The sequence below is a fragment of the Chitinophaga sp. S165 genome (assembly GCF_003182155.1).
GTDB lineage: Bacteria > Bacteroidota > Bacteroidia > Chitinophagales > Chitinophagaceae > Chitinophaga.
The window spans coordinates 605,886-631,345 of the sequence record NZ_QGTG01000003.1 but is presented as its reverse complement, the minus strand read 5'-3'; the positions used below and the strand labels follow the sequence as shown (position 1 = coordinate 631,345).

The window sequence follows — 25,460 nt, the reverse complement described above, 5'->3', positions numbered from 1 at the left end:
ATGATAAAATCTATCTCCTCTATCGGAGTGCTGTTTATAATTTGCATCGGCATTACAGTCGATGCAAAGCACATTAAAGAAAAAAAGACATCCGTCTACATCCATATGGATTGTGACGCAAGTTTCAATCTGGATTCGGTCAAAATCGGCGTAGAAGATGCAAAATATGTCTTAGCACCCAAGTTTAACTATATAAAACTGCCGCTACAACAAAACAGGCCTGCCGACTTGAAACTCGAATGCGATAGTGGCCTATTAATTGACTTCTCACATCTATTGGGGAAAGATTTCGCCTTTATATTTCTGGAACAAGGTGACAGCCTAAATTTGAAATACAGAAATGGGAAATTCCAGTTTTCAGGTATCGGAGTACAGAAGCTTGATCTAATAAACGAGTGGAGTATAGCCAAGCAAATGCTCAAGAAGCCGAAGAATCAGCAACGGCACAAGGTAAAGTCAGTTAGCGACTTCTGGGATTGGCATTACTACTTATCTCAACAACAATCATTGCTAATAAAAATATTACGTAAGTACAAAAACTCCTTATCTCCTCTGGCGCAGAATTACATCGAAGCAAACGAACTGGCCCACTTAGAATATCGCAAGTTGATAAGATTTGAAATTTTCGTTAACGGAGCCTCAAAATATGGAATCACTTCCGACAGTTTAGATTCAATTTTTGATCACGAGTTTAATACACCTACTACCGCTCTTTTGACCGCTTATAGTGGTTGGATACGAGATCACGTCTATTACTACTCCTATATCAGAATGCTGGTGCTTAAATCCCATCGCTACAACTGGGAGGATCCTTTTATGAAAAGCGCAAACAGGAAGGTCCGTTATGTGCAAACGGCCAAGCTGCGTTTTCAAGGACATCCCCTGCACGCAATGTTAACATTACTGCTAACAAATAGCGGACTGAAGGAACATACAATAAAAGACGGATATACCCCGCAAATTGACTCATTGCTAAAAGATTTTTACTTACTTCCAGGATTTCCGGAATATAAAAAGTTTGTAAAAGCATATGAAAACAAAATATCAGGATGGGTTTCCGGAAAAGGATATAATACCTACGATTTTTCACTTCCAGACGAGAATGGAACAGTGTTTAAACGAAGTAATCTCGAAGGAAAAATAGTCTTAGTCAACTTCTGGGATCGAAACCCGTCCTCGCTTGAGATGAATGAAGTTTTAAGGAAAATCCAAAAAAACTATCGCAATGATACAAATCTTGCGTTCATCAACATAACTTCATTAGAAAACAAAACACCGCATAAAAAAAAGCGTAATCCACGGTATAACCAAACTACACAGAAGTTTCTGTATTTTAAAAACGATGACGAAGTAGCCCCTGTTCTAAAGGCATTCAACGTAACAACATATCCGAGTCTCTACCTGTTGGATGAAAATGGAAAATCATTATATAATCAGACTGACTTTTCATCGGTACAAGCTTCAAAAGAAAACGATTTCCCCGATCCCCGAAAGGATAACGGCAAAGCACTTTCGAAGAACATTGGAGAACAATTAGTACTGTTAAATGATGGGCCCTATATTTTCAGAGATAAAGATTCTCTTCAGCTGCACTATATGAGATCCCAGCAAAAAATCACTAAAAAAGTAAATCATACCAGACCTTTTGAATTTACAGTAAACTCAGATCAATACTTAAACGAATTTCATGTAAGCCTGATTGACTCCGTCGTTCCATCTTCAGGTGTTTATGACCAACAGGAAAAAACGCTCGTGCTTTCTGATATAGAAGGCAATTTTAAAGCGTTTAAGAAGCTCCTTATTAGTAGCAAAGTAATAGATGAAAATTTCGAATGGATCTTTGGCAGCGGCCACCTCGTATTTAACGGCGATATGTTTGACCGTGGAAAACAGGTAACAGAATGCTTGTGGCTTATTTATTCACTCGAACAAAAAGCAAAAGCCGCAGGCGGAGCTGTTCATTTCATCCTTGGCAATCACGAGGTAATGAACCTTTTGGGAGACAGCCGGTATATGGATAATAAATACAAAAGATATTTAGAGGTATCAGGCTATAGCGAAGGTGAATATATGAGCAACAACAGTGAGTTAGGGCATTGGCTTCGTTCAAAAAATGTGATTGAAAAAATAGGATCTGTTTTGTACGTACATGGTGGCATATCCCCGCAGTTAAATAAGCTCAATCTATCTATAGACTCAATAAATATAATTGCCCGCCTATGCTTGAACAGCTCACCGTTGGCAAAATCACTCAGTGATTCATTAACGGTCCTTCTTAATTCTGAGTACTCTCCGTTTTGGTTCCGAGGCTACTACACACAAGAAAAGAATGAAACGATCACTCAGACCATCGATGAAACCAGGAATAAGTTCGGCGTTTCGACAATCGTTACAGGCCATACTATCATGGCCGACACTATAAATGTACATTTTGGAGGAAAAGTTATTAATGTCGACACTTATCATGCCAAGGGTAAATCAGAAGCCCTTCTCATTGAGAATGACCGTTTTTTTAGAATTAGTTCCACCGGACAGAAGAAAGAACTGTTTGATTCAGACCAACCTGTTGCTATCAAAGAATGAATACTACTTCTAAATATAAAAGAAGATCAGTATCAGGATAGACTTAAGTTGTCCATTTGCAGTGGACAACTTAAGTCTATCTTTATTTACGGAAGGTCATCTACAAGGCCAACTTACTAAAACACTAAATAGAAACTTAAATGAAAAAACATACCTTTAAAAATATCTCGATCGTCTCAATCTGTCTAATGGGTGCATCTACAATAGCCGCCGCAGTGAGACCAACTCCAAAAGGTGAAGACGAAAATCAAGCAGTTCAAATTCAGGGTATAAGCGTCTTATCCAGCAGTGGAGATGGCGATCAAACTGCAATAATTGGACCTGGCGATGCCTCCTACACAGAAACAGGGCTTGCATCACAGGGACGTTCCGCAACGTCGTTCGACAACGTCGGAACCCTTACAAGGATAGTTGGTTGCGATACCTTAGACAGCACTACTCATGGTGACTGGCAGGATCTCGGATGCCCAAAGTATTGAAAACTCAAAAATTAAAACCGGATGAGATCTTGATTTAGAAAGTCAACAACTTACTTATATTTTTTAAGTAGTATTGAGTTGTCCGGTGACAGTAGACAACCCCGCGCTATCTTTGTTTTATGGAAATGGCCATATTCCTGCCCTCGTTTTTACAGAAACCTTTTAAAAAAGAAAAAAAATGAAAAAGCTATCTTTCAAAAACTTTTCCATCGTTACAATGTGTTTGATGGGCGTTTCTGCAGTTGCTGCCGCAGTAGTACCATCCGCAAAAGAAGATGACGAAAACCAAGCATTTGCCCAACAAGGTATCACCGTACTTTCCAGTTCTGGCGACGGTGGACAGACTGCTATTGCTGGACCCGGCACAGCATCATATACACAAACTGGTGCAGCTGCACAAGGATTTTCAGCAACATCTGCTGACAACAATTTGACCAATACAAGAGTTGTTGGTAACGACACACTTGACAGCACTACTCACGGTGACTGGCAATAATCTACGCCTAATTTAATTGAAGGGGCTGACTCAGTAGCTGAGCAGCCCCTTCTTAATGAATAATATATTGCAAGCATCTTTTTAATATGCGACAGATGAGATCTTTCTTCGCAGAAATAAGTTCTTATTTACAATAAAAAGGCTAACTCAGACAGAGCAGCCTTTAAATCAATTCTTTATAAATATTATACTCCCTTTTCAGTTTTTAATTTTCTTTGATGCTTCTCTTCAATCCACTTTTTCACTTTCAACTCATAATCTCTCATATATTGTTTGTAATTATCATAACCTGGCCGTGTATAAAAATCCTTAAGCAATGAGTCTATTACAGGGACATGTTCATCTTTAAGTACATGTTCTTTAAGTCCCTGGCCCGCGATCAGGTAAGTCAAGCAACTTTCTTCCACTTCTCCATCATACATTGTCTTGATCAATCTGGCATATTCTAATTTCCTGTCTACACTTTTCAAGCTATCGTGTTCATAATTAAAATGGTATTTACGCTCAACTCTCCTTCTTACCAGATCGTAGTAAATGTAGTAATTATAGGGATTACCTGTATAACTGTAAAGCCAGTTCAAGTGTGGGTTAGTAATTGTTGAATCGTAGATATCCTCAAGCATTTTTGTGCTAATATTAAGAGGCTCACGTTTAGCCACCATCATATCAAACTTCATTAACCGTTTATACTCTATATCCGAATACATCTGTTGCTTAATAAAAGCAAATGACTTTGGAGAAATTTCACTCTCATATTTAATAAGGATAGTATCGACTAAATCTGAAACCTTTTTTAAATAAAGGTTCCACTCCAAATAATCACCATGCGATTCAACCGAAGAATGCCTCGGATTCGCCGGCAAAGGAATTGTCTTAGTTCTTTCTCTAATTTCGTTAATCATTGCCAGTTTTTCATACCCCCTACCTGAGAATACATACCCTTGTCCATCCGAACTAATACGCACACTATCCCCAGGCTCAAGAATAGCGTTTTTAAGGCTTTTCCCAAGCGCAGGGGCCATATCAACAATGAGAGGATCATTACTATAAAACTCAAATCGGCCATATTGCCCATTAATCTCAGGCCGCTTCAGTTTGAAAAGCGGGGACAATACATATTTTGTCGACGCAGAGAAGAACCTGATATCTTTGTCTCCGTATTGATCTGGCAACTGGACATCTACTACTATTTTTTTACCTTCCGCCTCCTTATGGCTGTTACAAGCAACCACCAATGTCGCCAGTAACATCCCTATCGCAATATTTGGAACCTGATGTATTCTCATAGCTAATATTTCCTTTTTTTTAGTTATGTATCATAGTATCTAAAAAGACATGTTGGAATCACTATTCGTTTCTTCATCTCAGAAATGAACAGTTGATATAACAGGTTTGTACAAGTGAGTTGGCGCCTTCATTAAGGTATCTGAAGAACAGCAGTCAAATGCTAACGGAAAACTAAGTTTAGAATAGTTAAGAAATCTAAGCAGGAAATGAAGAATACCGGCATTCCCTAGCATAAAACCCGGGATTGGTTGTGGTTCGCTCTCTGAGAGCCAGTATGTTCCATGCTTGGGATGACTCTTTGCGAGTCTCAATAATAATTGGGCAATCGATGATGCTCTCTCCAACCAAATTTCATCTTTGAAGACCCTAAATGCCTCTAGATATATTTCGCCTAATCCACTTATTCCATTACACTGACTAAGATTACCGTAGTAGATAAGATCCTTCTCTCCAGTTAGGGCCGCAGTAGTATAATGTTTAAATTGCCGGTTATCGGTCAGCTCAAATGCTTTGATAAATGAAAGGGCCACTCCCGGACCGCCATCACTCCACCAAGGGTCCACTATTTTTCCAATGGATGATGTCCAATACATTTTTCCGGCACTCCATTTTGCCGACCTCACAAGCCAAACCAGTGCACGAAGTGCACTTTCCCGAGAGCGGTGATCTCCGAATACCCTACTATATTCTAAGAGAGCATATGTTATTCCGGCAAGACCATATGCGAATCCCTTTGTTACACGCTTTTTTCCTTTAACAGTTTCTGATCCCCTTATCCAGGCCCCGTCATTTTGCTGTCGCCGCAATACCTCCTCTATGCAAACGCTCAGCCGTGTATTCATTGTATCAGACGGCTGATGGTACTGGCAAATAAGATTAGCCATTATCTTACCGGAGACACCGCTCATTATATCAAGCGAGGATTGCGACTCTCTTGATAACAGATGTTCAACCCAGTGTTCATCAACAGCTATATTTTCTAAAAGATTATGTTGCTTAGCGGCGCACAAACTTATGGCAACGCCATCTGCCCCGAAATGCAGTCCTGAAAGACTATTCGATGTCTGAATATATTTCTTGTCTATCATCTCAACAGCCCGGGCTATATTTAATTTATTCATACTTATATCATAACCAAGTCCTTTTGCCCTTGCCAACATGTAAAGAACCCCGCTGCAGCCTAGATGAAAACTCGCATACCATGCCCTTTTAAGTTTTCCTTTATCTTTATCGGCATTTTTATCTTCAGCGAACCAACCTCTTTGTTCGTCAGAAAGTAAAGGTGTAGAGAATGTATTGATAGTAGACTGAATGACACTACTAATAGCGCTTTCACTATACTTAACAGCAGAATTTACAATGCGCTTCTTTCCCTTCGACAGATCTCGATAGTAGTTCTCGAACGCCTCTTTAACTATCTGTAAGTCTGGACGCTCATTCGGCTCCTTTGAAAGACATTGACTTACTATAGAAGAAATTTTTGAATCAGGAATGAAATAGGCAACTTTTTCTATTAAATCTTGTGATGTGGTTTCTGTTAACTTCACCGGAGAAATATTGCTCCATATTTGCAGCAATATTGCCCCAAAGGCAAAGACGTCCTCTTTTATAGTAGGCGTCAGTGTGGCCAACTGTTCAGGAGACATATACCCATGAGTTCCGAGTTGAAACGGAGGATTTGGGCGATATTCGTCAATAGAATAACTCAATTCCATGTCGATTAAGTAGGCCTTGCCTAAACGGTTAACCATAAAATTCGTGGCCGTAATATCCCGATGAACTACACCGTTCGCATGCAAACATTGTAATAACTCTATAAACTGAATAATATACCGGATAATTCTTTTACCAAGCCTATTTCCACTTATAACTCCAACCCGCGCCTTAACACCATGCTTGCGCAAAATACCTGCCAGCGAGTTGCCGCTAATAAGCCCAATTGCAAGATAATAATTTCCATTTTCCTCAAAACTTCCTATAAACCTTGGAATCTTTAAACGTTTTTGCAAAGTCTCATGCATATGTTTCTGCCAAACTAATCTGTCTTTTATGCCACGCCCTTCTTTATCTTTTTGCTGATCGCAACTACCTTCTTTAACAACACAGAAACCAAAATCTGTGACACTTTTCATGTAAAAACATTTGATAACATCGTTTTTGGGACTTTGCTTCAAGCTTTTGAGGATAACATAGTTATGGCCAATTCTGTTTCCGCTTTTTTTAACTGCTTTTGTCGTTTGCTTAAAATCGGGTCCATTGGTAGTGAGTTGACTGTTATTCGACATAGGATGAAAAGATTTATATAAATAAGTTAGAGAATTCAGATGCAGTTCGAGAGCAAAGCGAAGCTAATAATAGCAGAAAAACTTGCAATATTTCTGTCCTCTGCAGCCCGTCTGGATTGAAACCTGGTAGGAAAACACCCCTCCTCGTTATAGTAATAACTCTTTCTTGCCTGCGAGTACTTAATCGGGGCTCCAAGGCGTTTCATTAAATCCAGATACTCGTATATACTTGCCCTCGACAATCCCAGTTTATCGGCAAGCTCAGTAGCGTTACCCGTTCCCCTTATACGGATGAGGTAATCTATCCTTTGGATACGACTAAAAACGTCATCTAACATTTTCTACAAAGTTTATACGTAAAGGTTATTGTTCGCACAATACAAATACATTCTCTCCCGATTAATAAATAATCGGTCGAATGGGTTTACGAAATAATTTATAGCAGATTTACGAGGTGGTAAACTCGGCTTAGTCTAGATCATAGATTATCATCAGCTGTTATCCGGGTTATGTAATGGGCTATGGTCAACAATTAACTTAAGTCAAGCGTAAATTTCTCTAATAAATTTACAATAAAATAATATTGTTACTTCGCCGATACAATAATTTAACATGACTGTAGCATGAGTGCAGTTTACTGTTAATATATCGCCAGTGCAATTTTTCTGCACCGGTGTATACGATATTTGGAAAAACATAAAACATGAAGTTCAATATATATGAAGATCCCGACATGCTCTTTAATCGAACAAATGCAATTCCATTTTCATGCGCATTACTTGTGAAACATTTTGCAAAGTCTTCCGTTTTAAGCTGTCCTTATTTAGATATCGTATACCAGGAAAGAGCCTATCAAGGCTTTAAAGTAAGGACATTAATATACAATGTAAGAGAGTCCATCACATTATTGACAGGGACCAAACGGAAACGGTTGGTACTCCAGAATATGCTATATGGAACAATGCCAATGGAAATCGAATCAATAGGCACTGTTGTACTCAATGAAAACACATGTGCGTTGATCCAATATGATTCAAACCAGCATGCATGTTTTCTTGAGCCCGGAAAATATCAGACGATTTACTTTGAATATGCAAAAGATATACTTCAGAAACAGCAATCTGAATCCGCAGTTGTCGATCAATGGCTGCATCAACTTCAATTTGATAAATGCTTTTTATACCATCAGGATGTTGACGTAGATGCCCTAAAAAAAATGCAGCACGAAATCACCAGTATGATAATAGATTCGCCTTTACGTGAGGAGCTCTTCAGAGTGAAAATGCAACAAAGCCTGCTTATGTTATTGGAAAGTAAACAACTGCTCACACAATAATCTGGCATCACCCCCTACTCCACCCCTATCCACTTCAAGGCAATCAGCAACATCTCCTGCTGCTTCCCTTTTAACTTAATCGAACCTAATGTCTGCGCGGCAAAATTATCCGCCAGCCTTAAACAAGCGGCCAGATCACCGGACACGATCACTTCTTCATTGAACTCCTTACACATATCCTGTATGCGTGAAGTAGTATTCAATACATCACCGGAATAAGTGATATCTCTTTTGATAATACCGACTTCACCGGCAACTACTTTACCGCAGTGAATCCCTGCCTTGAAAGAAGGTGCAAGCCCATACTGCCTGATATATTTATTGTTCAATTGCTGCAGATGATATTTGATATCAAAGAAGCATTGCACACATTTACTGTTCTGGATACCATCATTGTACTTCCAGGCTACGATCACCTCGTCGCCTACATACTGGTAGATCTCTCCTTTGTTGTCGAGGATCGGGTTGGTAATGTCGGTGAAGATATCTTTAAGGAACGCATGGTATTTTTTGGCACCCAGTTTCTCTGCAATGGTGGTCGAGGAATTCAGGTCCAGGAACATGAAGATCCTGCTTTCTTCTTTGGGAGTATTGTATTTACCTCGCAGGATATTCCAGAAAACACCCTGTCCGAATTTATTATTGATCTGGAGGAATAGTTGTGTAATGCCTACTACTACGCCCCATATCATACAGTTCTTGAGGATCCGGAGCGGGTCGGAAGGAACGGCGAAGAGCCGAAGTACGATATTTACGATCGTAACTACTACGAGGAATGATAGTATAACAGTGACAATGGTATATCCATAAGACCTATCCCGGAACTTTACATTTACATAAAATACCAGCAGACTACCGCCGAGTAAGGCCCCAATAAATGCTGCGCCCATGTTGATAGCTACTGCTTCAGCAATGGTATATTTGGGCAGTGGGGTAACTGCGTTAGTGGTAAACAGAGCAAGACGGTCATATAGAGGAATGAAAAACCCTATTATCAGCCATATGACAATAATGATCCCCAGCTGCTTCAGCTTGTACGATGTCCTCCTGTTCATGATCTTAATGGGATGAATTCTCTACCAAGATATTCCTTTTTCAGGTAAAATGCTACCCATGACTAATCACATCTACACTGGCTGTAAAGTAGTAAATTTAATACACATCAAATCAACGGCCATGACTCCCCAGGAACCTATCTTATCTCAGGCAGAACCAGTCTTTTTCGTGAAAGACGTAGCCGCTACCATCCGCTATTGGCAGGACGTATTAGGCTTCCCCGGAAAATGGACCTGGGGCGATCCTCCTACCGTCGGTGCAGTGAACTGGCATGGCGTACATATCCAGTTTGCGTTGCACGACACGCTGGCTCATATTCCTGAAGGTTACAGCGTCTGGATCAGGGTACGGCATATTGAGGCATTATACGCCATACATCAGCAGCGTAAGGCAAATATTGTAGTGCCGCTTCGACAGGAGCCCTGGGGAATGGCACAGTACACAGTACAGGATTTAAATGGTTGTTATGCTAGTTTCGCCGGGCCGCTGACAGATAAAACAGTACAGAGTGAAGCGCTGTCTCCAAACATTCGGGTACGGATAGAGCGCCCCACACCGGCAGACTATATCCGCCTGTCGGCTTCAGTAGGTTGGACTGATTTAACCCGGGAACAGGCAGATGTCCGCATCTCAGAAGCTGTCACGGGCGTAGTGGCAGAAAATACCACTACCGGCGAGATCATAGGCTGTGCATTACTGTTGGGAGATAATACCAGTTATTACTATGTAAAAGACGTCATGGTTCATCCGGCATGGCAACGTAAAAGAGCAGGTACAGCCCTGATGCGTGCCCTAACAGATTGGCTGAATGCCAACGGGGCTGATAAAGCGCTGGTATCATTGATAACCGGCGAAACACTGGAACCGTTCTATCAGCAATTTGGTTTTACCCAGGCATTCAGCATGATCAGATATGTACAGCGACCTCCGGCACAGGAGTCATGACATGGCTTACATTCTTCAATGCTTCACTACTAATCCCTGTTCCGGTATATACTTATCGTATTCCATATGCCTGGCAATACGCAGCGCTTCTGTTTCACCTTTCAGCCTGGCAACCAGGTGCAATGCGCCGTCTATGCCTGCCGAAATACCAGCAGTAGTAATGACCCGTCCATTGTCTACATATCGTACGTCTGCCAGTACTTTGGCTGAAGGCACAACCCGCTGTAATGAGTTAATGCTTTTGTGAAAGGTCGTCACTGTGAGACTGTCTAACAGTCCTGCGTTAGCTAAAACAAATGCACCTGTGCACACAGAGAAATATCTCTTCGTAACTGCATCCCTGCTTTTGATCCAGCTGATCACTTCAGGATCACCAGCCGCCACGCCGTCATCCCCACCGAAGATAGCAAAGATGTCCGCCGGTGGTGCATCTTGTATACTGTAATCCGGGATCACTTTTAATATGCCCTGCACCGTTACAGGCGCTTTTGTTTTACCCACAGTAAATATTTTAAACCCGGCATAGGAAAATACTTCCAGGGGACCTGCAAAATCAAGTACTTCTGTACCATCATACAGATAGAAGCAAATGCTCTTAAGTTCCTGCGCTGACGCTTTAGTTGTATCACGGAGTACCAATGTCATGCCGCAATGCGGACATACACCCGGCTTATGATATACAATTGAATCGCATGGACCACATGGCGGACAAACATAGTCGCCGGTCTTTTGTTGTGCATTCGCCCATAACGGTATCCACAACAGCAAAAATAACAGATGTTTCATTTGGCAGTATTATACGCGCAAATTACGCCGGTGGTATCGTGCTGAGAAGGACAACTACCCTGCCAATCAGGCCATTTTACGTGTTGCGCCTGCTTTTTTCGCCAACTGCCCCAGTTGCCGTGTACTGCCTATACCACAGGTTTTGGCTACCCACGACAGCTTCTGGCCTTCATTCAGCAATTGTGTGGCCTTTTCCTCGCGCAAGTTGCGGATATAATCTCCAATGGTGATGCCTGTGGTTAATTTGAACAGGCGGGTAAGGTTTCTGGGTGACATATGCACCATTGCAGCCAGTTCGGTGATCGTCAGTTTTGTGTGCAGATGATGCGTGATATAATCCTGGATCTCGTGTATCTGATGGTTGATATGTTGCCTGTGTTGCAGATGGATACTATGCTGAGTTGCCGTCCCGTCGCGACGTATATACATCACCATGTCTTTGGCTACCGTATACGCAAAAGTAGGCCCGTAATGCTCTTCTACCAGAAACAGCGCAAGGTCAATACCGGTAGAGATGCCCGCGCTGGTGTAGATGTTGTCACTCTTTACAAACAACCTGTTTTCCATCACCTGCAACTTGGGAAAGTGTTGGCGTAACGCGCCTGTATATCCCCAGTGCGTAGTACAACTAAGCCCGTCCAGCAGTCCGGCCACCGCCAGCGCAAATGCTGCTGTGCAGATGGAACATACTGTGGCACCTACCATAACGGCATGTTGCAGCCAGGGCATCCATACCGCATCGTTTGTACGGTCCCACTTCGAAAGGTCCATGCCAGCTACGATAACGATATCGTCAGATTGAATACTAACCGCATCCAGCGGCTCAACACGGGTAAAACCTAGTCCCGAAGAGGTGCCCGGCGAAGTATAAGGCGACACATAACGCAGTTCATAGGGATGACCACAACATCCTGCCTCGTAGAAAACAGTTACCGCACCCGCCAGATCCATCAGATGTACATGGTCAAACAGAAAAAATATAACACGCTTGTTTTCCATGATACTAAGATAGGAAAGCCGGTCCATTTTCTGTAAGTATGACCAGTCCGGCCTACCGGTCAACAATTTTCTAAGATTTAATAATATGTTTAAAATAACATTTTATACTTTCATACTGTAATAACGCCTATTCAATATGACCTTATTTATCCGTACCCCGATCATCCTGCTGGCAATCACCGGCATGACCGGGGTAAAAACCCTTGCCTCGCAAAGAGCCACAATGCCAACTTCCGGAATAGATACTACGGCTGCCATCAATGTTATCCGTGCTGAGTACAGGAACATAAATACTGCTAAACTCACAACAGAAGCTTTCAAATACGAGGCTGAAGGATGCGTGGAAGAAGGACAGGTGAAGTACTTCCTCAACCAGAAAAAGGAAATCGTAAAGATCGTCGAATCAGGCAGTATAGGAGATGGTAGCTGGAATCGTGAATTCTATTTCCAGTCAGGTAAATTCATTTTCTGCTATGAAACGCTTATCGGCGGACCAGCAATAGGCCCGGAAACAAAGACCGAACATCGTACTTATGTTAAAGATGATCAGGTACTGCGTTACATGGACGACAAAAACATCGTCCCTGCAGAACAAACAGCAGCAGATGCGCTAAAAATATCTTACAAACTTCTAAAGGCTTACACGACCAAAAAGTTTGCAGAAGTCCTTTGTCAATAAGTAGTCACTAATGGTCAAAATAAGCCTTATCATAAGAACGAATCTCTGTCTAGATACCGTGCAAATATCAAAAGTTGGGCGTACCTATCGGATATTCGCAGGAAAGCGCCATTAAAGCCTTTTTTATGCGTTAGCGACATCTTTATACCTTTTTAATCAGAAAGGCCATAAATCCGGAGATTTATGGCCTTTCTGATTACTTTAGCTAAGAGGCACCTCGCATTACTTCGCAAGCAACGCCTCACCTTCCAGTACGACACCCTGCCAGCCATGCAACATAAATTGCCTGATATTCTGGTGATCGGTGGCATCCGGAGTATTCAATACCGACTGATAATGTTCAGCAAATAAGTAGAGCGTATCTTCTTTACTTAACCCGTTCAGCTTCGCGAAAGCGAAAACCTTGGCGCTACCCTGATTTTGAGTTGCTTCATTATACGCCTCCCCGTTTTTGAAGGCCGTTGGCTGATGTTGGTAATAAGTTTCTATAAAAGCTATTACATCTTTAAACATGATTGAATTGGCCTTTAATTTTTCAATCAGGGTTGCTATTTGTTCTTTCATCCGGATTACTTTCTATAAATCAATGTGAAGGTGCTAACTGTACACCCCGTTTAACAGGTCAAAAATAGAACTTTAAAAGACATGCCAGACATCATAAATGTGCACTTTCTCTTTTCAAAAATCATCACATAATAAATAAAACTAAAATATAAAACAATAATTTATCGTTTATAACAAAACAAGTATTCTCAACTAGCGTTGTAAAGCCGCTATCATAGGGATTTAGGTGAGATAACCCATATATAACCCGTATATAACCCGTATATAAGCCATATATAACCCGTATTTAAAAGATATGGGTTATATACGGCTTATATATGGCTTGACTACGGTTTATAAATGAATTACTAAAGCGAAGTGGGTATCACTGGACCCTTATCAGGCATTTGAAGAAGCGATAAAAAAAGCCCCCTGGTCAGACCAGGGGGCTTGAGCGTACCGGTTAAAAGGCTAGTATTTACCACCATGACCGTTGTTATCTTTCTTTTCTGCAACAAGCTTCAGCACCTTACCAGTATTTCCTGATGGTCCTGCCACTCCGGAAACTGTAACGTATACTTCTCCCTCCTGGTCCTGCCCAAAACCTTTCAGGTAGTAACCTATATCATTGGGACGATCTTTCAGGATCAGCTCAGTAAAAGACCATAAACCGCTGCCCGCCGGACTACTGGTATATAATTCTGCATTAGGCGTACCACCCGGTTGAGAGAAAATACCAAAGATGTATTTTCCTCTCAGTTGCGGCAGAGCATTACCACGGTACACGTTCCCTCCTATTATTGTAGTAGCCTTGCCTCCTTTAGGATTGTTCGCATTGTTCATTTCTATCACAGGATCGATCAACTGTTTACCCATGGTATCCTGCACCGGACAACCGGGCAGCTCCACGGTATTGTTAGCTGCATCAAAGCAGTGTGTCCCTTCCTTTACATTCCAGCCATAGTTACCACCTTTAGTCACCACATCGATCTCTTCATAAAGCGCCTGACCGGCATCACCAACGTACAACCAATGGGATCCGCCCATATCAAATGAAAAACGGTAAGGATTGCGGAAACCGTACGCCCAGATCTCATCCATACCAGGCTTGCCTACAAAGGGGTTACTTGCAGGAATACCATAAGGACTTCCACTATTCACATCTATGCGTAGAATGTTACCGAACAGGTTTGCTTCAACATCCTGCCCATTACCTCCACGGTTTACATCATACCAGTCTTCCACATGTCCGGGAGCCACATCGTTTGCTGCACCACCATCCCCAATGGCGATGTACAGGTAACCATCCTCACCAAAGCCGATAGAACCGCCGTTATGGTTGCTCTGCGGGTCATCCAGTTCAAGTATTACCTTCTCTGTGTTGATGTCCGCCATATTAGGATCACTGGCAGAAACCCTGAACTCTGAAATACGGCTTAAGTTATTCCAGGCACCTCCTCCTTCGGGGCCACCGGCACGGGGAGGCAATGTGTAATAGATGTAAAACTTTCCATTGTTACCAAAGTTGGGATGAAAAGCGAATCCCAATAAACCGCGTTCGTCATAATTTGGATTCAATGCGACCATCCTGCTGGTCACATCAAGAAAAGGAGTAGATAACTTCGTTCCATCGCCATCAACGATCCAGATCTTACCGATCTGGTCATGGATAAATAACCGGTGACTTCTGTCTGGCGCTTCCACCAGACCCAACGGAGATACAAGGTTTTCCGCAATTACTTTTGTGTCTACAGCTTTGGGAGGTTTGTCATCATCTTTCTGGCAGCCCGGAGATACAAACAGTACAGCAAACAGGGCAACTGTAACAGGGCCGGCAAAGTTGCGCAGCATGCAGTTGGCTTTAGTGGAATTGATCTTCATAAATAATCGATTTTAGACTGTTAGGAAATCATCAATTGATTAAGATCGTGATAGGAATGGGGCATATATGATGATCTTCTTTACCGGTAGCAGCGTTGATTCAGTCTTATGGTTTCATAACGGGGTAAAGAAAAGATATGGCTTTCACTACTTATTAATACGAGGAATACTTAAATGGGTTGCCTCACAAATAAAAAAAATTACGCCCGTGGCCGTCACGAGCGTAAGCATTCTCTTCTGATGGATTAATGAAAATTATATGGCAGCGATCGTTATACTGCGTACATGCGCAGTTATAATTCCATCGCCACGATTATTGTTGGAAATTCAACTTCTGCAGTGGCCCTGTCTTCAAGCTCCTGCAATGTGATGCCACCATCTTTGGCAATGAAGCGGATGAGTTTTTTGTCAGCTGTTAGTATAATACCATACTCAGCACCATCGCTCTTACCTTCAAGATATACGACCATGTACGCGCCTTCCAGATTAATGTTATTTTCGACTAACAGTTTCTTCAGATCTACCCATTCTGTGTTTAACAATTCGGTTAATTCAAGTACTTCCTGAAGATATAATTGTCTGTCCTGAGTATCCATTTTATCTATTTTATGAATGATGAATATTATTCTATTGATCTTCTACTACTTACCCGCCACTCTTCACGCTAATGTACACAGCATATTATCCGCTGTTGCATTCGTTCATATAAAATCATCGAAAATTAGTCTTTTTTCCTTTATATCAGAACAGCCTGATGGATCGCAGCTAAAAGGCGCTTATGACGGGAGAAGAACATAAGTGGAAGGCATTGGGAAATAATGCTAAAATCGCCCGCAGACAACCTTCCTTTTGCTGTAAACAACTAAAAGGAAGGCGTCCGGAGCGATACGTGGTGTCAAACCATCCCCCCGTACCCACTGGCAGGTTTAGTTTGTAGCTCTATTTATATGAACCCTTCATGGTTTCCGTTACTCGTTTTGCCTCATTTATTCCCGACTTATAATATTTATGGACCATTATTGATACCGGTATCCCAAACACCACCATTAACACTAAAAATCCTACTGCTGCCTGTACATTAAAAACAAACGGTTTATCAGGAAGTGCAGTAAGTGGTAACACTATAAAATTCATTGTTACCCAAACAATTAAACCAAACAATCCCCCGTTGAGATATTTATTGGTTGATAACCTGGTTATTGTGGGATACAGCAGGAAGAACAGCAGCGTAAAAGAAAAGGATATAAAATAGTGAATGAATATTCCCAATAAGATGATACCCGGTCCTCCATTGAGAGCGTTTTTCAAGCCAATAGCGCCAGCTGCAATAATATAAAACATCCTGACCGGGAAAGCACCCGTACGAATGGTTTGGTCTACATGCGCAGCTATAATGTCCAGGGTACCTGCCAACAGTGTTGTTAGTAATACAGCTTTCCAGAATCGGGTCATTGGTTACAATTTTAATCGTTATTTTTAATTGGTTTGTACTTCCAAAAGTCGGTGAAGGCCTGTTAAATTCTCATTCAAAACCCATTCAAAAGCTATTCAAACTGCGATCAACCTAATATGAGCGATAAGGAACTGATAAAAATCTGCCTGCAGGAAATCAGCCGTAAGGCAGGGTTGTCCGATCCGGAATCCTTACGGCAGCGAGACTTTGAACACTTGTCTGCCGAAATAGAACAACGCACCGGCATCCTCATTAGCGTTTCCACCATCAAACGGTTGTTACACGGCCAGTTCAACAGGCTACCACAGGTCGCAACACTCAACGCCATCGGCATCTGCCTTGGATATGACAGCTGGCAGGACCTCAGGATAAAAGAACAAGAAAAGATAAAGGACGCAGATGATTTGTCTTCCGTTCCTCCGGTCTCCCTTCCCGCAGGCAAAAAGCACTGGTTCTCCTATAAATTATTTATTCCGGGTATTGCTGTTCTTCTTTTCCTGATGATCGTGTCATATAACTATTTCTCAACAAATGACATCATCAATGAAAAAGATATCGGTTTTTCAGTTAAAAAGGTCACGAGCAATGACATTCCCAATACCGTTGTATTCACATATGATGTCAGTAAGGTAAATGGCGACAGCTTCTTTATCCAGCAGTCGTGGGACAGGGACCGGAGGGTAAAAATTGACAAACATGCTCATACCCTGACTGATATATACTATGAACCTGGTTATCATAACGCCAAGCTGTTCGTCAATAACAAAGTGGTTAAAACTATCGATGTAAGCATCCCGACCAGGGACTGGTTCTTTTTCAGCAAGCCTGCGCTCTTTAAGGGCCTGCCTACTTATATCCGTCCTGCAACACCGGTAAAGGATGGTAAACTATCCCTTACAGCAGAGGATATTGTTAACAGCAAAATCGATCCCCAACATGAAAACTTTTACACGTACGCCTTCTTCCCTGAAGCATTCAATGTGAGCAGCGATAACTTCCGGTTCAAAGTAAGGATGAGATTTACTGCGCTTAAAAATGTGATGTGCCCGACTATCATGCATGAAATATGTGGTCAGAGCAATTCATTATACTTCTTCACTACCCTTCCCGGTTGCATCGGCACCATCAATACGAATGTAGGAGAACATTTCATGAGTGGTAAAACCACCGACCTCTCAGGTTTTGGCTGCGATATCCATCAATGGCATAATATCGAGGTCATTGTGAAAAATAAGGACGCCCGGTTCTATATTGACCAGAAAGAAATATTCGCCAAATCCTACACTAAATCATCAGGACTTATCACCGGGCTGATATTCAGCTCAAACGGCCTTTGTGAAATTGATGACATAGAACTTTCCGGCGGTGATGGTACCGTTGTTTATAAAAACGATTTTCAATAACAATAACTAATTAAGATAGCCAAACAGTTTATCAGCAAAAAAATTTGCTTGTTCTCAAAATTTGCCTTTACTTTGATATACAAAGTACTTTTATCAGACCCTAAGAGGAGGTATTTTATCCATTTCTGCCAGCGTAAATTACTGTCACTCTTAATCAAATATGACTATTGCAGCAAAGGCGTTGCGTTTAGTTCTGGTAGCGGTATCTTGTCGGGACCTCATTCAATTATCTCTCAAAAACAACACACTATGATCACGCAAAATCAAAGGCTTACGGGCATTATGTCCACTGCCGCACTTGTATTGCTCATACCATTGATAGCAATGCAGTTCACAAATGAAGTAAAGTGGACATTGTCTGATTTTGTCATCGCAGGTATACTACTTTTGGGCACAGGTCTTATGATAGAGCTGGTACTGAGAAAGGTAAAACAAACGCGTCACCGTATCCTCCTATGCGGAGCGATTATACTGGCCCTGATGGTAGTATGGGTAGAACTTGCGGTCGGCATTTTCGGGACACCGTTTGCCGGAAGTTGAGAGATGATGAGGCTTAACAATGATACCAGCCGGAATGCCAATGTTATTTCATCTTCCGGCTGATCTTATCCTGTGCGGAAGCCAGCAGACTGATTGACTGTTGTAAACGGTCATACGCCACACTTGCATCCAGGGCGATGTCTCTTTTACTTACGTCCAGACCGGCCAGGAAAACTTCCAGTGCAGATAAATACTGTGTTCCTTCGCCGTTCAATACGTTATGTATCTTATCGTTCAACCTATCCCCTTCCGCACGTAACTCGTCGTTAGTGAGATCGGTCACATTACGCATCTGCCGGATAACGTCCCCCATTTGTGTTTTCAGCAACTCAAGATTTTCAGGGTCCTTTTTACCAGGGGCAATATCCTTCCGGAAAATATTATCAGAAAGGTTTTTCCTTGTCTTCATGTAAGTTGTAAGGTCCCTTCTGAAGGCTTCGAAGTTCCGGGTAAGCTCATCTCCTTTCTCTTTGGTGAAATACTTGTCTACATCGGCATTGAGATGTTTGGTCCAGTTGAGCAGGCTCATGGAAACATCAACCACTGGCAGAGACTGTGCAGAGGCCCTGGTAAAGGTCAACAGGGCTACAAAGACAAATAAGATGCGGCGGACCATTATTCTTTTTTTACCTGAAAATAAGGAATTACGGGGGATTGATCTAACTATTCCAATTTCAATAGCTCCAGATAAGGATTTCCTTTAATATCGAGATACATGCAAAAGGCAGGTTCTGTTTTATAACCCAGCTTCTTTAACCTTATAAAGGATACCTTTATTTTCTGGCAATGATATTTCATTGGGATAAGGCTATTATTATAACTATGAAAAATAACTATAAGATCTGCAAAAACTAATCTTTGGATTCATTCTTAATACCTCGTCGTTCTAACTCCTCTCTCGCTGATCGCTGTTCCTGTAATAACAAACGTATGCGGACTGCCGGACGCATTACTATATACTCGCACTTCATTACGAAATGTCCCCTTCCTCCCTGGCTTATAATACACCCTTATGCGACCTCTCTGTCCAGGTCTGATAGAATTATCCGGTATAGAAACACTGCATCCTGATCCACTCCAGTTATTCCTCACCTTATAGATCACAAGCGGCTCTCTTCCTGTATTAAGGAAAGTAAAGTCTTCGTAGTAGGCTCTGTTAACAACACTCGCCCCTACGTCTACCCGGCGGCTACCAAAATACGCCCCTGTATACCGATTGGAAGTTCCATAATACCTGGCAGCGCCCTTAGTATGCTCGATCAACGGATTTGTTTGTTCGCGTCCCATAGTAGCAGCAGCACTTGCAAAATAGTTATTGGTCTTGTCTCCATACAGAGAATCAGGTACATACACTCCACCTGCTTGCAATTTCTTATTTAGATAAAAGACATAGGACCGCTGCTGGCTTTCCAGATCAACAGGCAGTAAACTACTGTCTATTTTAAACACTCTTATTTTAATGGATGCTGTTCGCAATATTCCCTTCCATCCCCCGCCACTATCCGATGGCAGCTCGTCTGCAAGTACAATGATACTATCTGTGGGAGGATATTTCGCTGTAAACCAGCTTACTTTCGATAATAGGATATGCTGGCTTATATCAGGATGCCGCTTCGTCAACCTCATTACCAGGGTGCTGTCTGACTTTATAACATCAGCCAGTTTCATCTCTTTGCCGGTTTTATCAATTACAGTAGCTCGAGTTGATATCCTGAACGAGTCCACGGGACGAGTAGTATCGTTAGATCGGTAATTGCCTGGATTACACGCGGTTATAAAGGTTACGACCGCCAATATAGCGATAAGGGATATTTTCATTAAGACAAATATAACAAGTGATGTCAATACTTGCTACTCCGCTAATACCAGTGGTGAGAACACCACAAATAACGCTATCATCGCCAATAACAATAACACCGTATACAGATGCCTCCTCTTCCAGGGCTGTAGGTCCACAACATTGTTCCATTGTTGTACGAACGGCTCTTTGCGGGGGTACATCGCACCTACTACAAGCATCAGTAATACGGTCAGCACAAAAAGGATAGCCAGTACGTGCAGGAAATGTAAACCTGTATCTACCAGCAACTGTGAAACCGCATAAGTCGTTATAAAGAATATCAGCCCTATTTTTGCTGCAATAGCGGGCATTCGTTTATGTAACAGCCCAACCAGCAGGATCGTGAAAATGGGTACGCTAAACAGGCCGCTAACCTTTTGTATATATGTATACAGCCCCTGCTGCGCAAAGGCTATGAATGGTGCAATGATCATTGCCAGTAAACACACCAGCATTTCAAACCGCTTGCTTACACTTATTAATTGCCGCTCGCCTACCTCCTGCTGACGCCAGGCTTTGTATGGCCTGTAGAGGTTCAGCACAAAGAGGGTGCTTGTGCTGTTCAACCCTGCATTAAAGGTCGTAAGCGCAGCTCCAAACGTAATAGCGGCGATGAAGCCAGTAAGTACGGGAGAACTGACATCGCTGACTATTTTAGGGAATACCTCTGCCGTATTGTCCATATGCGTATACAACTGCACAGCGATCAATCCGGGAATATTCAGCAGCAAAGGCGAGATGATCTTACCCGCACAGGCTACCGCGATGCCCTTCTGACTTTCCGCCAGACTGCGGGAGGCAAGCGCCTGCTGTACGATATACTGTTCCGTACCCCAGTAGTAAAGGTTCACCAGGAACATACCGGTAAAGATGGTACCGAATGGCACAGAATCGTGCGCTTTCCCAATAGCATTAAAATGATCTCTTTTTGCTGCCAGCAACATATCAATACCCGTTCCCACTGAACCGTGCCCGAGGTATTTCAACGCAGCGTAAGGTAACAGTATACCACCGGCAAACATGCCTACACCAAGTACCGTATCAGAAATAGCGACTGCCTTTAAGCCACCCAATATAGTGTAAAGACTGCCTACCAGCCCGATGATCCAGACCAGCAGCCAGATAGTTGGCCAGTAACCGATATGCAGCGTTTCCGATACGCGGAACAAGCCATTAAATGTAACGGCCCCGCTGTACAACACAGAGGGCAGCATATTGACAATATAACTTACAAGGAAGATCACCGAAACAAAACGTTTGGTGCCTGTATCATAACGTTCTTCGAGAAAATCGGGGGTAGTGGAAATACCACTGCGCAGATATACCGGCATAATGAACTCTGACACCAGCAACATCGCAAATACGGATGACAGGCCCCAGGCCATTACACTCATGTTATTGGTGTATACCAGCTCATTCTCACCGATAAACTGTACCGCACTGATATTTGTAAAGAAAAGGGCCCCTCCTACTACCAGGAAGCCCAGGTTGCGGTTAGCGAAGAACAAGCCCGCCGCAGTTTGCAGATTCTCATTCCTGGTTTTATACCAGGAGATCACGGCCACCAGTATGGTGACCAGTAAAAAGCTCAGTAAAGCGCCAACATTCATGAGATCAAAGGGAGTTACGTCTGATCAGTTTCGTGGGCATTACTTCATGTACCGGTTCCCGGCTCAGCACTGCCTCGGCAGCCCGTGTACCCATATCATTAAAACTAACGGAATAAGTAGTGATTCCGTTTCCAACGAGCTCTTTTACCGGCTCGTCGTTATGGGAGAGGATACCGATATCTTTACCCGGTTTTATCTTTTTTGCGGCACAGTCCCTTAAAAGACTCCATAACTCAGCGTTATCATTGATATAGTACACGACGCCCTTCTCTACAGATCCGGGCTGGTACTCACGCAGCACTTTACCTTCTATATTATTATCATGAATAAACCGCTGGAAGGAACGAACTATTTCAGGCGGAAACAGGGAGTCAGGATTGTGAAAGAACAACATCTTGTCAAATCTCATGATCACATCCTTCAGTTGCTCAAAAATAGCATACGATGACTTCTCAAATTCCTGCACTACATAATTAAAATCTCCTTCCAGCGGTTCATAACGGTCAAACATCAATAATTTCTGACGGGGAATGGTGTTCAGCAGTTCCCTCGTACGCGGATGATGAATAGGTGAAATAGCGTACATGCCATAGTGGCGATTCTTCACCATTGAAAACACGGTTTCAAATACCTCTATATTACCGTGATGGAAGAATACGTCCAGGAGCACATTCTCACCCAGTCCATTGCGGAAGCTGCGGTAAAACTGTTCCTGGAAAGTATCAATGGTATACATAAGCAACGCTACCTTGAGCGATTGCTGCGTATTATCGTCTGAAACAAAGTAACCCAGACGGTTCTTCGATTCAATAAGACCGCGGCTTTGCAGTTCACGGTAACCTTTGACTACAGTTTCCCGGGCATATCCCAGGCCGGAGATCATCGCATTCACAGAAGGCAAAGGATCTCCTATGCTGATGATCTTCTCGTTAATGGCATTGATAATACCCTCCACGAACCTTTCATGTTTTGAATAAGAAGGTATTTCATCCAACTCCTGGATCTTTCCGAAAACTGTACTCATTACTACATGTAGTTTATTCTTTTTTATTCACCACGCTTATCAATCCACCATTTCCAACTCCAGCATACGGCTGTGAAGCTTACTGGTAGTGAACGCGTCCAGGCCCACCTTCATCAGGTATTCCCCTGAGTATACCTTACCGTTAAATGCTTCTGCCGGTGTTTTACCTGGCATCAGGTTGATTTCCGTTACACGGTACTTTTTAGCCGGGTTCAGGCCCTGGCATTGCACTGGCAACAGGTTCTCAGCATAACGGGGATATACATCATACGCATACAGAACTGCGTTCTTTTGTCCTTCACCCACATACATTACGGCTGTATGATTACCATCATAAGGGGAAACAAGCCTGTATTGATCGCCGCTGAAATTAATCTTTTTTAACCGATTATACGTAGCCACAGCCGATTTACAGAATGTTTGCTCTTCCTCTCGCAGCTCCTTCACATTGATATCGAAGCCCAGCTTACCCTGCATAGCTACGTCCACCCTAAATTTAATACTTGCATCATGATTCCAGCTTGTTACATGACAAGAAATTGCCTTCGATGGAAAGAACTGGGAATATCCCCACTGAATGAATAAACGCTCCACAGGATCTGTATTATCACTCGGCCAGAACTCGGTGAAATAACGTAACCCTTCATAGTCGGTACGTCCGCCGCCACCTGAGCAAAGCATCATCGGCAGGTTAGGATATTTTGCCTTGATACGGTCCAGTACTTTGTACAGGCCACGTACATAATCTACATACAGGTTATTCTGCTTGTCCTTCAGATAAGGTGAATAGATGTTCGTGATCGGACTGTTACAATCCCATTTCAGGTATGCCAACTGAGGATTTTCTGTCATCAGGTGATCTACTACACCGAACACGTGCTCCTGCACCGCAGGATTGCTCAGGTCCAGCACCAGCTGATTACGGAAATAGTAACGTTCACGGTTAGGTAACATGATGACCCAGTCAGGATGTTTCTCGAAGAGCTCACTTTTCGCGCTCACCATTTCAGGTTCTATCCATATGCCAAATTTCACGCCGGTACGGGTTGCTGCTTTAACAAGCGCAGGTACGCCATTAGGCAGTTTATTGGCAGTAGGTTGCCAGTCGCCCAGGCCCTGCGTATCGCTATGACGGGGATATTTGTTACCAAACCAGCCATCGTCCAGCAGGAACATGTCCGTACCCAGATATTTTGTTTCTTCTATAAGGCCTTCCAGCTTTTTCTCATCGAAATCAAACGCGGTAGACTCCCAGTTATTGAGCAGGGTGAGGCGATCGCCCTTCCCGTCTTTAATCTGATAATTACGTGCCCAGCGGTGCAGGTCACGGCTGCCTTTACCCGTTCCCTGGGTGCTCAGCGTGAAGATGAAAGTAGGGGTAGCAAACACCTTTCCAGGCTCCAGTGTGTAGTCAGCCGCTTCAGGATTGATACCGGAAATAACACGCAGGTTGTTTTCGTTATCTACCTCAAATGTAAAGCGGAAGTTACCTGTCCAGCCCAGGGTACCCATCAATACCTGTCCGTCGTTCTCACGGGGAGCATCACCCAGTCCTACCGTGAAGAAAGGAGATACGTGCAGGCTTGCCCTGGCTCCCAGTTTAGAGTCGATCATCTTTTTACCGAAGTTCAACTGCTGGGTATTCATATTTACTTCCTTCGCCCAGTCTCCGCTGAACTCAGTCAGGAAATATTTCGCACGCTTCCAGTACAACATGGAAGAAGCATAATGGCTAATGTTTACTGCTTTCTTCTCATTGTGGCTGATCTCTGACCAGGACTCAATAATGTTGTCTTTCGCAAAGGTGCGGTAGTACAGTTTTACCTGTACCGGGTATAAAACATCTTTCAACGTAATGACAGTTTCTGTAACGTCGTCTGATACTTTCTTTACATCATGCGATACGTACGTCAATACGGTGGCCATATTGCCATCATTATGACGCAAGCCGAACGCTGGTTCGAAATAAGTTTCGGTGCCGGATACAGGGTATGCCTCCCATGACTGTCCGTCACTTTTGGATTTCATAGTTGCTGTCAGATGATTATAATCATCCGCAGCAGCTAAACGTGGTCCCAGATAAAGTTGAAATAGCCGTCCGTTCTGTGCCGTCTGTAAAACAAGTTCTGTCTCATTGGTCGCTATATGAATAGTTTCCGACTTAACTGCTGTATGGGTAACAACAATCAGGAAAAGCAAAATGGGCAATAACTTCTTCCTCATGGATACAATTTG

At 42.7% G+C, this 25,460-nt stretch carries 24 protein-coding genes; 8 read left to right on the top strand and 16 right to left on the bottom strand.

Annotation, left to right across the window (positions count from 1 at the left end; genetic code table 11):
• The 3 genes from C7475_RS16975 (at position 1) to C7475_RS16965 (ending at position 3,558) form a co-directional block, all read left to right on the top strand.
• The gene (locus C7475_RS16975; RefSeq protein WP_110054569.1) at positions 1 to 2,583 is read left to right on the top strand and encodes a metallophosphoesterase; all 2,583 of its coding nucleotides are present in this window, start codon (positions 1 to 3) and stop codon (positions 2,581 to 2,583) included.
• Between the two features lie 140 nt (positions 2,584 to 2,723).
• On the top strand, positions 2,724 to 3,062 hold the full coding sequence (locus C7475_RS16970) for a hypothetical protein (RefSeq protein WP_110054568.1): 339 nt from the start codon (positions 2,724 to 2,726) through the stop codon (positions 3,060 to 3,062).
• Positions 3,063 to 3,240: 178 nt separating this feature from the next.
• A complete protein-coding gene (locus tag C7475_RS16965) occupies positions 3,241 to 3,558 on the top strand; it encodes a hypothetical protein (RefSeq protein ID WP_146217576.1) in 318 nt (105 codons plus the stop codon).
• 185 nt (positions 3,559 to 3,743) lie between these two features.
• Here C7475_RS16965 and C7475_RS16960 read toward each other — a convergent pair whose 3' ends face one another.
• From C7475_RS16960 to C7475_RS16950, 3 genes are all read right to left on the bottom strand, one after another.
• On the bottom strand, positions 3,744 to 4,844 hold the full coding sequence (locus C7475_RS16960) for a hypothetical protein (RefSeq protein ID WP_110054566.1): 1,101 nt from the start codon (positions 4,842 to 4,844) through the stop codon (positions 3,744 to 3,746).
• A gap of 78 nt (positions 4,845 to 4,922) precedes the next feature.
• Positions 4,923 to 7,130, bottom strand: coding sequence for a protein kinase/lanthionine synthetase C family protein (locus C7475_RS16955; protein WP_110054565.1), 2,208 nt, complete (start codon positions 7,128 to 7,130; stop codon positions 4,923 to 4,925).
• 35 nt (positions 7,131 to 7,165) lie between these two features.
• Positions 7,166 to 7,468 carry an HTH domain-containing protein gene (locus C7475_RS16950; protein ID WP_110054564.1) on the bottom strand — a complete coding sequence of 101 codons (303 nt, stop codon included), beginning with the start codon at positions 7,466 to 7,468 and terminating at the stop codon, positions 7,166 to 7,168.
• Positions 7,469 to 7,833: 365 nt separating this feature from the next.
• On the opposite strand from C7475_RS16950, the gene C7475_RS16945 reads away from it, so the two are divergent.
• Positions 7,834 to 8,466, top strand: a complete 633-nt coding sequence (locus C7475_RS16945) for a hypothetical protein (protein ID WP_110054563.1) — start codon at positions 7,834 to 7,836, stop codon at positions 8,464 to 8,466.
• A gap of 14 nt (positions 8,467 to 8,480) precedes the next feature.
• On the opposite strand, the gene C7475_RS16940 is transcribed toward C7475_RS16945, so the two are convergent.
• The gene (locus C7475_RS16940) at positions 8,481 to 9,521 is read right to left on the bottom strand and encodes an adenylate/guanylate cyclase domain-containing protein (protein ID WP_110054562.1); all 1,041 of its coding nucleotides are present in this window, start codon (positions 9,519 to 9,521) and stop codon (positions 8,481 to 8,483) included.
• Between the two features lie 121 nt (positions 9,522 to 9,642).
• On the opposite strand from C7475_RS16940, the gene C7475_RS16935 reads away from it, so the two are divergent.
• Positions 9,643 to 10,467, top strand: coding sequence for a GNAT family N-acetyltransferase (locus C7475_RS16935; RefSeq protein ID WP_110054651.1), 825 nt, complete (start codon positions 9,643 to 9,645; stop codon positions 10,465 to 10,467).
• 15 nt (positions 10,468 to 10,482) lie between these two features.
• On the opposite strand, the gene C7475_RS16930 is transcribed toward C7475_RS16935, so the two are convergent.
• Both C7475_RS16930 and C7475_RS16925 read right to left on the bottom strand, forming a co-directional pair.
• A complete protein-coding gene (locus C7475_RS16930; RefSeq protein ID WP_110054561.1) occupies positions 10,483 to 11,253 on the bottom strand; it encodes a DJ-1/PfpI family protein in 771 nt (256 codons plus the stop codon).
• A gap of 66 nt (positions 11,254 to 11,319) precedes the next feature.
• Positions 11,320 to 12,252 (bottom strand): GlxA family transcriptional regulator, encoded by a 933-nt coding sequence (locus tag C7475_RS16925; protein ID WP_158286524.1) that lies wholly within the window; start codon positions 12,250 to 12,252, stop codon positions 11,320 to 11,322.
• A gap of 136 nt (positions 12,253 to 12,388) precedes the next feature.
• Here C7475_RS16925 and C7475_RS16920 point away from each other — a divergent pair, with 136 nt between their 5' ends.
• Positions 12,389 to 12,931, top strand: coding sequence for a hypothetical protein (locus C7475_RS16920; protein WP_110054559.1), 543 nt, complete (start codon positions 12,389 to 12,391; stop codon positions 12,929 to 12,931).
• Positions 12,932 to 13,153: 222 nt separating this feature from the next.
• Here C7475_RS16920 and C7475_RS16915 read toward each other — a convergent pair whose 3' ends face one another.
• The 4 genes from C7475_RS16915 to C7475_RS16900 all read right to left on the bottom strand — a co-directional run bounded on the left by C7475_RS16915 (position 13,154) and on the right by C7475_RS16900 (position 16,768).
• The gene (locus C7475_RS16915; RefSeq protein ID WP_110054558.1) at positions 13,154 to 13,495 is read right to left on the bottom strand and encodes a HopJ type III effector protein; all 342 of its coding nucleotides are present in this window, start codon (positions 13,493 to 13,495) and stop codon (positions 13,154 to 13,156) included.
• 450 nt (positions 13,496 to 13,945) lie between these two features.
• Positions 13,946 to 15,355: a sorbosone dehydrogenase family protein gene (locus tag C7475_RS16910; RefSeq protein WP_110054557.1), complete on the bottom strand. Its 1,410-nt coding sequence runs from the start codon at positions 15,353 to 15,355 to the stop codon at positions 13,946 to 13,948.
• Between the two features lie 293 nt (positions 15,356 to 15,648).
• Positions 15,649 to 15,951 carry a hypothetical protein gene (locus C7475_RS16905; RefSeq protein ID WP_110054556.1) on the bottom strand — a complete coding sequence of 101 codons (303 nt, stop codon included), beginning with the start codon at positions 15,949 to 15,951 and terminating at the stop codon, positions 15,649 to 15,651.
• 343 nt (positions 15,952 to 16,294) lie between these two features.
• Positions 16,295 to 16,768, bottom strand: a complete 474-nt coding sequence (locus tag C7475_RS16900) for a hypothetical protein (protein ID WP_146217575.1) — start codon at positions 16,766 to 16,768, stop codon at positions 16,295 to 16,297.
• A gap of 156 nt (positions 16,769 to 16,924) precedes the next feature.
• Here C7475_RS16900 and C7475_RS16895 point away from each other — a divergent pair, with 156 nt between their 5' ends.
• Together C7475_RS16895 and C7475_RS16890 are read left to right on the top strand one after the other, a co-directional pair.
• Entirely contained in the window at positions 16,925 to 18,211 is a 1,287-nt protein-coding gene (locus tag C7475_RS16895; RefSeq protein WP_110054554.1) for a hypothetical protein, read from the top strand.
• A 249-nt stretch (positions 18,212 to 18,460) separates the two neighbouring features.
• The gene (locus tag C7475_RS16890) at positions 18,461 to 18,751 is read left to right on the top strand and encodes a hypothetical protein (RefSeq protein ID WP_110054553.1); all 291 of its coding nucleotides are present in this window, start codon (positions 18,461 to 18,463) and stop codon (positions 18,749 to 18,751) included.
• Between the two features lie 43 nt (positions 18,752 to 18,794).
• Here C7475_RS16890 and C7475_RS16885 read toward each other — a convergent pair whose 3' ends face one another.
• From C7475_RS16885 to C7475_RS16860, 6 genes are all read right to left on the bottom strand, one after another.
• Positions 18,795 to 19,367 carry a hypothetical protein gene (locus C7475_RS16885; RefSeq protein ID WP_110054552.1) on the bottom strand — a complete coding sequence of 191 codons (573 nt, stop codon included), beginning with the start codon at positions 19,365 to 19,367 and terminating at the stop codon, positions 18,795 to 18,797.
• Between the two features lie 47 nt (positions 19,368 to 19,414).
• Entirely contained in the window at positions 19,415 to 19,549 is a 135-nt protein-coding gene (locus C7475_RS33535; RefSeq protein WP_110054551.1) for a DUF4269 domain-containing protein, read from the bottom strand.
• A 72-nt stretch (positions 19,550 to 19,621) separates the two neighbouring features.
• Entirely contained in the window at positions 19,622 to 20,419 is a 798-nt protein-coding gene (locus C7475_RS16875) for a DUF1573 domain-containing protein (RefSeq protein WP_158286523.1), read from the bottom strand.
• Positions 20,420 to 20,602: 183 nt separating this feature from the next.
• Positions 20,603 to 22,201: a solute:sodium symporter family transporter gene (locus tag C7475_RS16870; RefSeq protein ID WP_110054549.1), complete on the bottom strand. Its 1,599-nt coding sequence runs from the start codon at positions 22,199 to 22,201 to the stop codon at positions 20,603 to 20,605.
• A gap of 4 nt (positions 22,202 to 22,205) precedes the next feature.
• A complete protein-coding gene (locus tag C7475_RS16865; RefSeq protein ID WP_110054548.1) occupies positions 22,206 to 23,225 on the bottom strand; it encodes a GntR family transcriptional regulator in 1,020 nt (339 codons plus the stop codon).
• A gap of 39 nt (positions 23,226 to 23,264) precedes the next feature.
• Positions 23,265 to 25,448: an alpha-galactosidase gene (locus C7475_RS16860; RefSeq protein WP_110054547.1), complete on the bottom strand. Its 2,184-nt coding sequence runs from the start codon at positions 25,446 to 25,448 to the stop codon at positions 23,265 to 23,267.
• Positions 25,449 to 25,460: the final 12 nt, after the last annotated feature.

Coding starts and splice junctions, on each gene's coding strand:
- C7475_RS16925 (WP_158286524.1), bottom strand. CDS start 12,252: ATGGAAAACAAGCGTGTTATATTTTTTCTGTTTGACCATGTACATCTG.
- C7475_RS16945 (WP_110054563.1), top strand. CDS start 7,834: ATGAAGTTCAATATATATGAAGATCCCGACATGCTCTTTAATCGAACA.
- C7475_RS16860 (WP_110054547.1), bottom strand. CDS start 25,448: ATGAGGAAGAAGTTATTGCCCATTTTGCTTTTCCTGATTGTTGTTACC.
- C7475_RS16905 (WP_110054556.1), bottom strand. CDS start 15,951: ATGGATACTCAGGACAGACAATTATATCTTCAGGAAGTACTTGAATTA.
- C7475_RS16875 (WP_158286523.1), bottom strand. CDS start 20,419: ATGAAACTGGCTGATGTTATAAAGTCAGACAGCACCCTGGTAATGAGG.
- C7475_RS16930 (WP_110054561.1), bottom strand. CDS start 11,253: ATGAAACATCTGTTATTTTTGCTGTTGTGGATACCGTTATGGGCGAAT.
- C7475_RS33535 (WP_110054551.1), bottom strand. CDS start 19,549: ATGAAATATCATTGCCAGAAAATAAAGGTATCCTTTATAAGGTTAAAG.
- C7475_RS16910 (WP_110054557.1), bottom strand. CDS start 15,355: ATGAAGATCAATTCCACTAAAGCCAACTGCATGCTGCGCAACTTTGCC.
- C7475_RS16970 (WP_110054568.1), top strand. CDS start 2,724: ATGAAAAAACATACCTTTAAAAATATCTCGATCGTCTCAATCTGTCTA.
- C7475_RS16935 (WP_110054651.1), top strand. CDS start 9,643: ATGACTCCCCAGGAACCTATCTTATCTCAGGCAGAACCAGTCTTTTTC.
- C7475_RS16975 (WP_110054569.1), top strand. CDS start 1: ATGATAAAATCTATCTCCTCTATCGGAGTGCTGTTTATAATTTGCATC.
- C7475_RS16895 (WP_110054554.1), top strand. CDS start 16,925: ATGAGCGATAAGGAACTGATAAAAATCTGCCTGCAGGAAATCAGCCGT.
- C7475_RS16965 (WP_146217576.1), top strand. CDS start 3,241: ATGAAAAAGCTATCTTTCAAAAACTTTTCCATCGTTACAATGTGTTTG.
- C7475_RS16870 (WP_110054549.1), bottom strand. CDS start 22,201: ATGAATGTTGGCGCTTTACTGAGCTTTTTACTGGTCACCATACTGGTG.
- C7475_RS16920 (WP_110054559.1), top strand. CDS start 12,389: ATGACCTTATTTATCCGTACCCCGATCATCCTGCTGGCAATCACCGGC.
- C7475_RS16955 (WP_110054565.1), bottom strand. CDS start 7,130: ATGTCGAATAACAGTCAACTCACTACCAATGGACCCGATTTTAAGCAA.
- C7475_RS16940 (WP_110054562.1), bottom strand. CDS start 9,521: ATGAACAGGAGGACATCGTACAAGCTGAAGCAGCTGGGGATCATTATT.
- C7475_RS16915 (WP_110054558.1), bottom strand. CDS start 13,495: ATGAAAGAACAAATAGCAACCCTGATTGAAAAATTAAAGGCCAATTCA.
- C7475_RS16890 (WP_110054553.1), top strand. CDS start 18,461: ATGATCACGCAAAATCAAAGGCTTACGGGCATTATGTCCACTGCCGCA.
- C7475_RS16885 (WP_110054552.1), bottom strand. CDS start 19,367: ATGGTCCGCCGCATCTTATTTGTCTTTGTAGCCCTGTTGACCTTTACC.
- C7475_RS16950 (WP_110054564.1), bottom strand. CDS start 7,468: ATGTTAGATGACGTTTTTAGTCGTATCCAAAGGATAGATTACCTCATC.
- C7475_RS16865 (WP_110054548.1), bottom strand. CDS start 23,225: ATGAGTACAGTTTTCGGAAAGATCCAGGAGTTGGATGAAATACCTTCT.
- C7475_RS16960 (WP_110054566.1), bottom strand. CDS start 4,844: ATGAGAATACATCAGGTTCCAAATATTGCGATAGGGATGTTACTGGCG.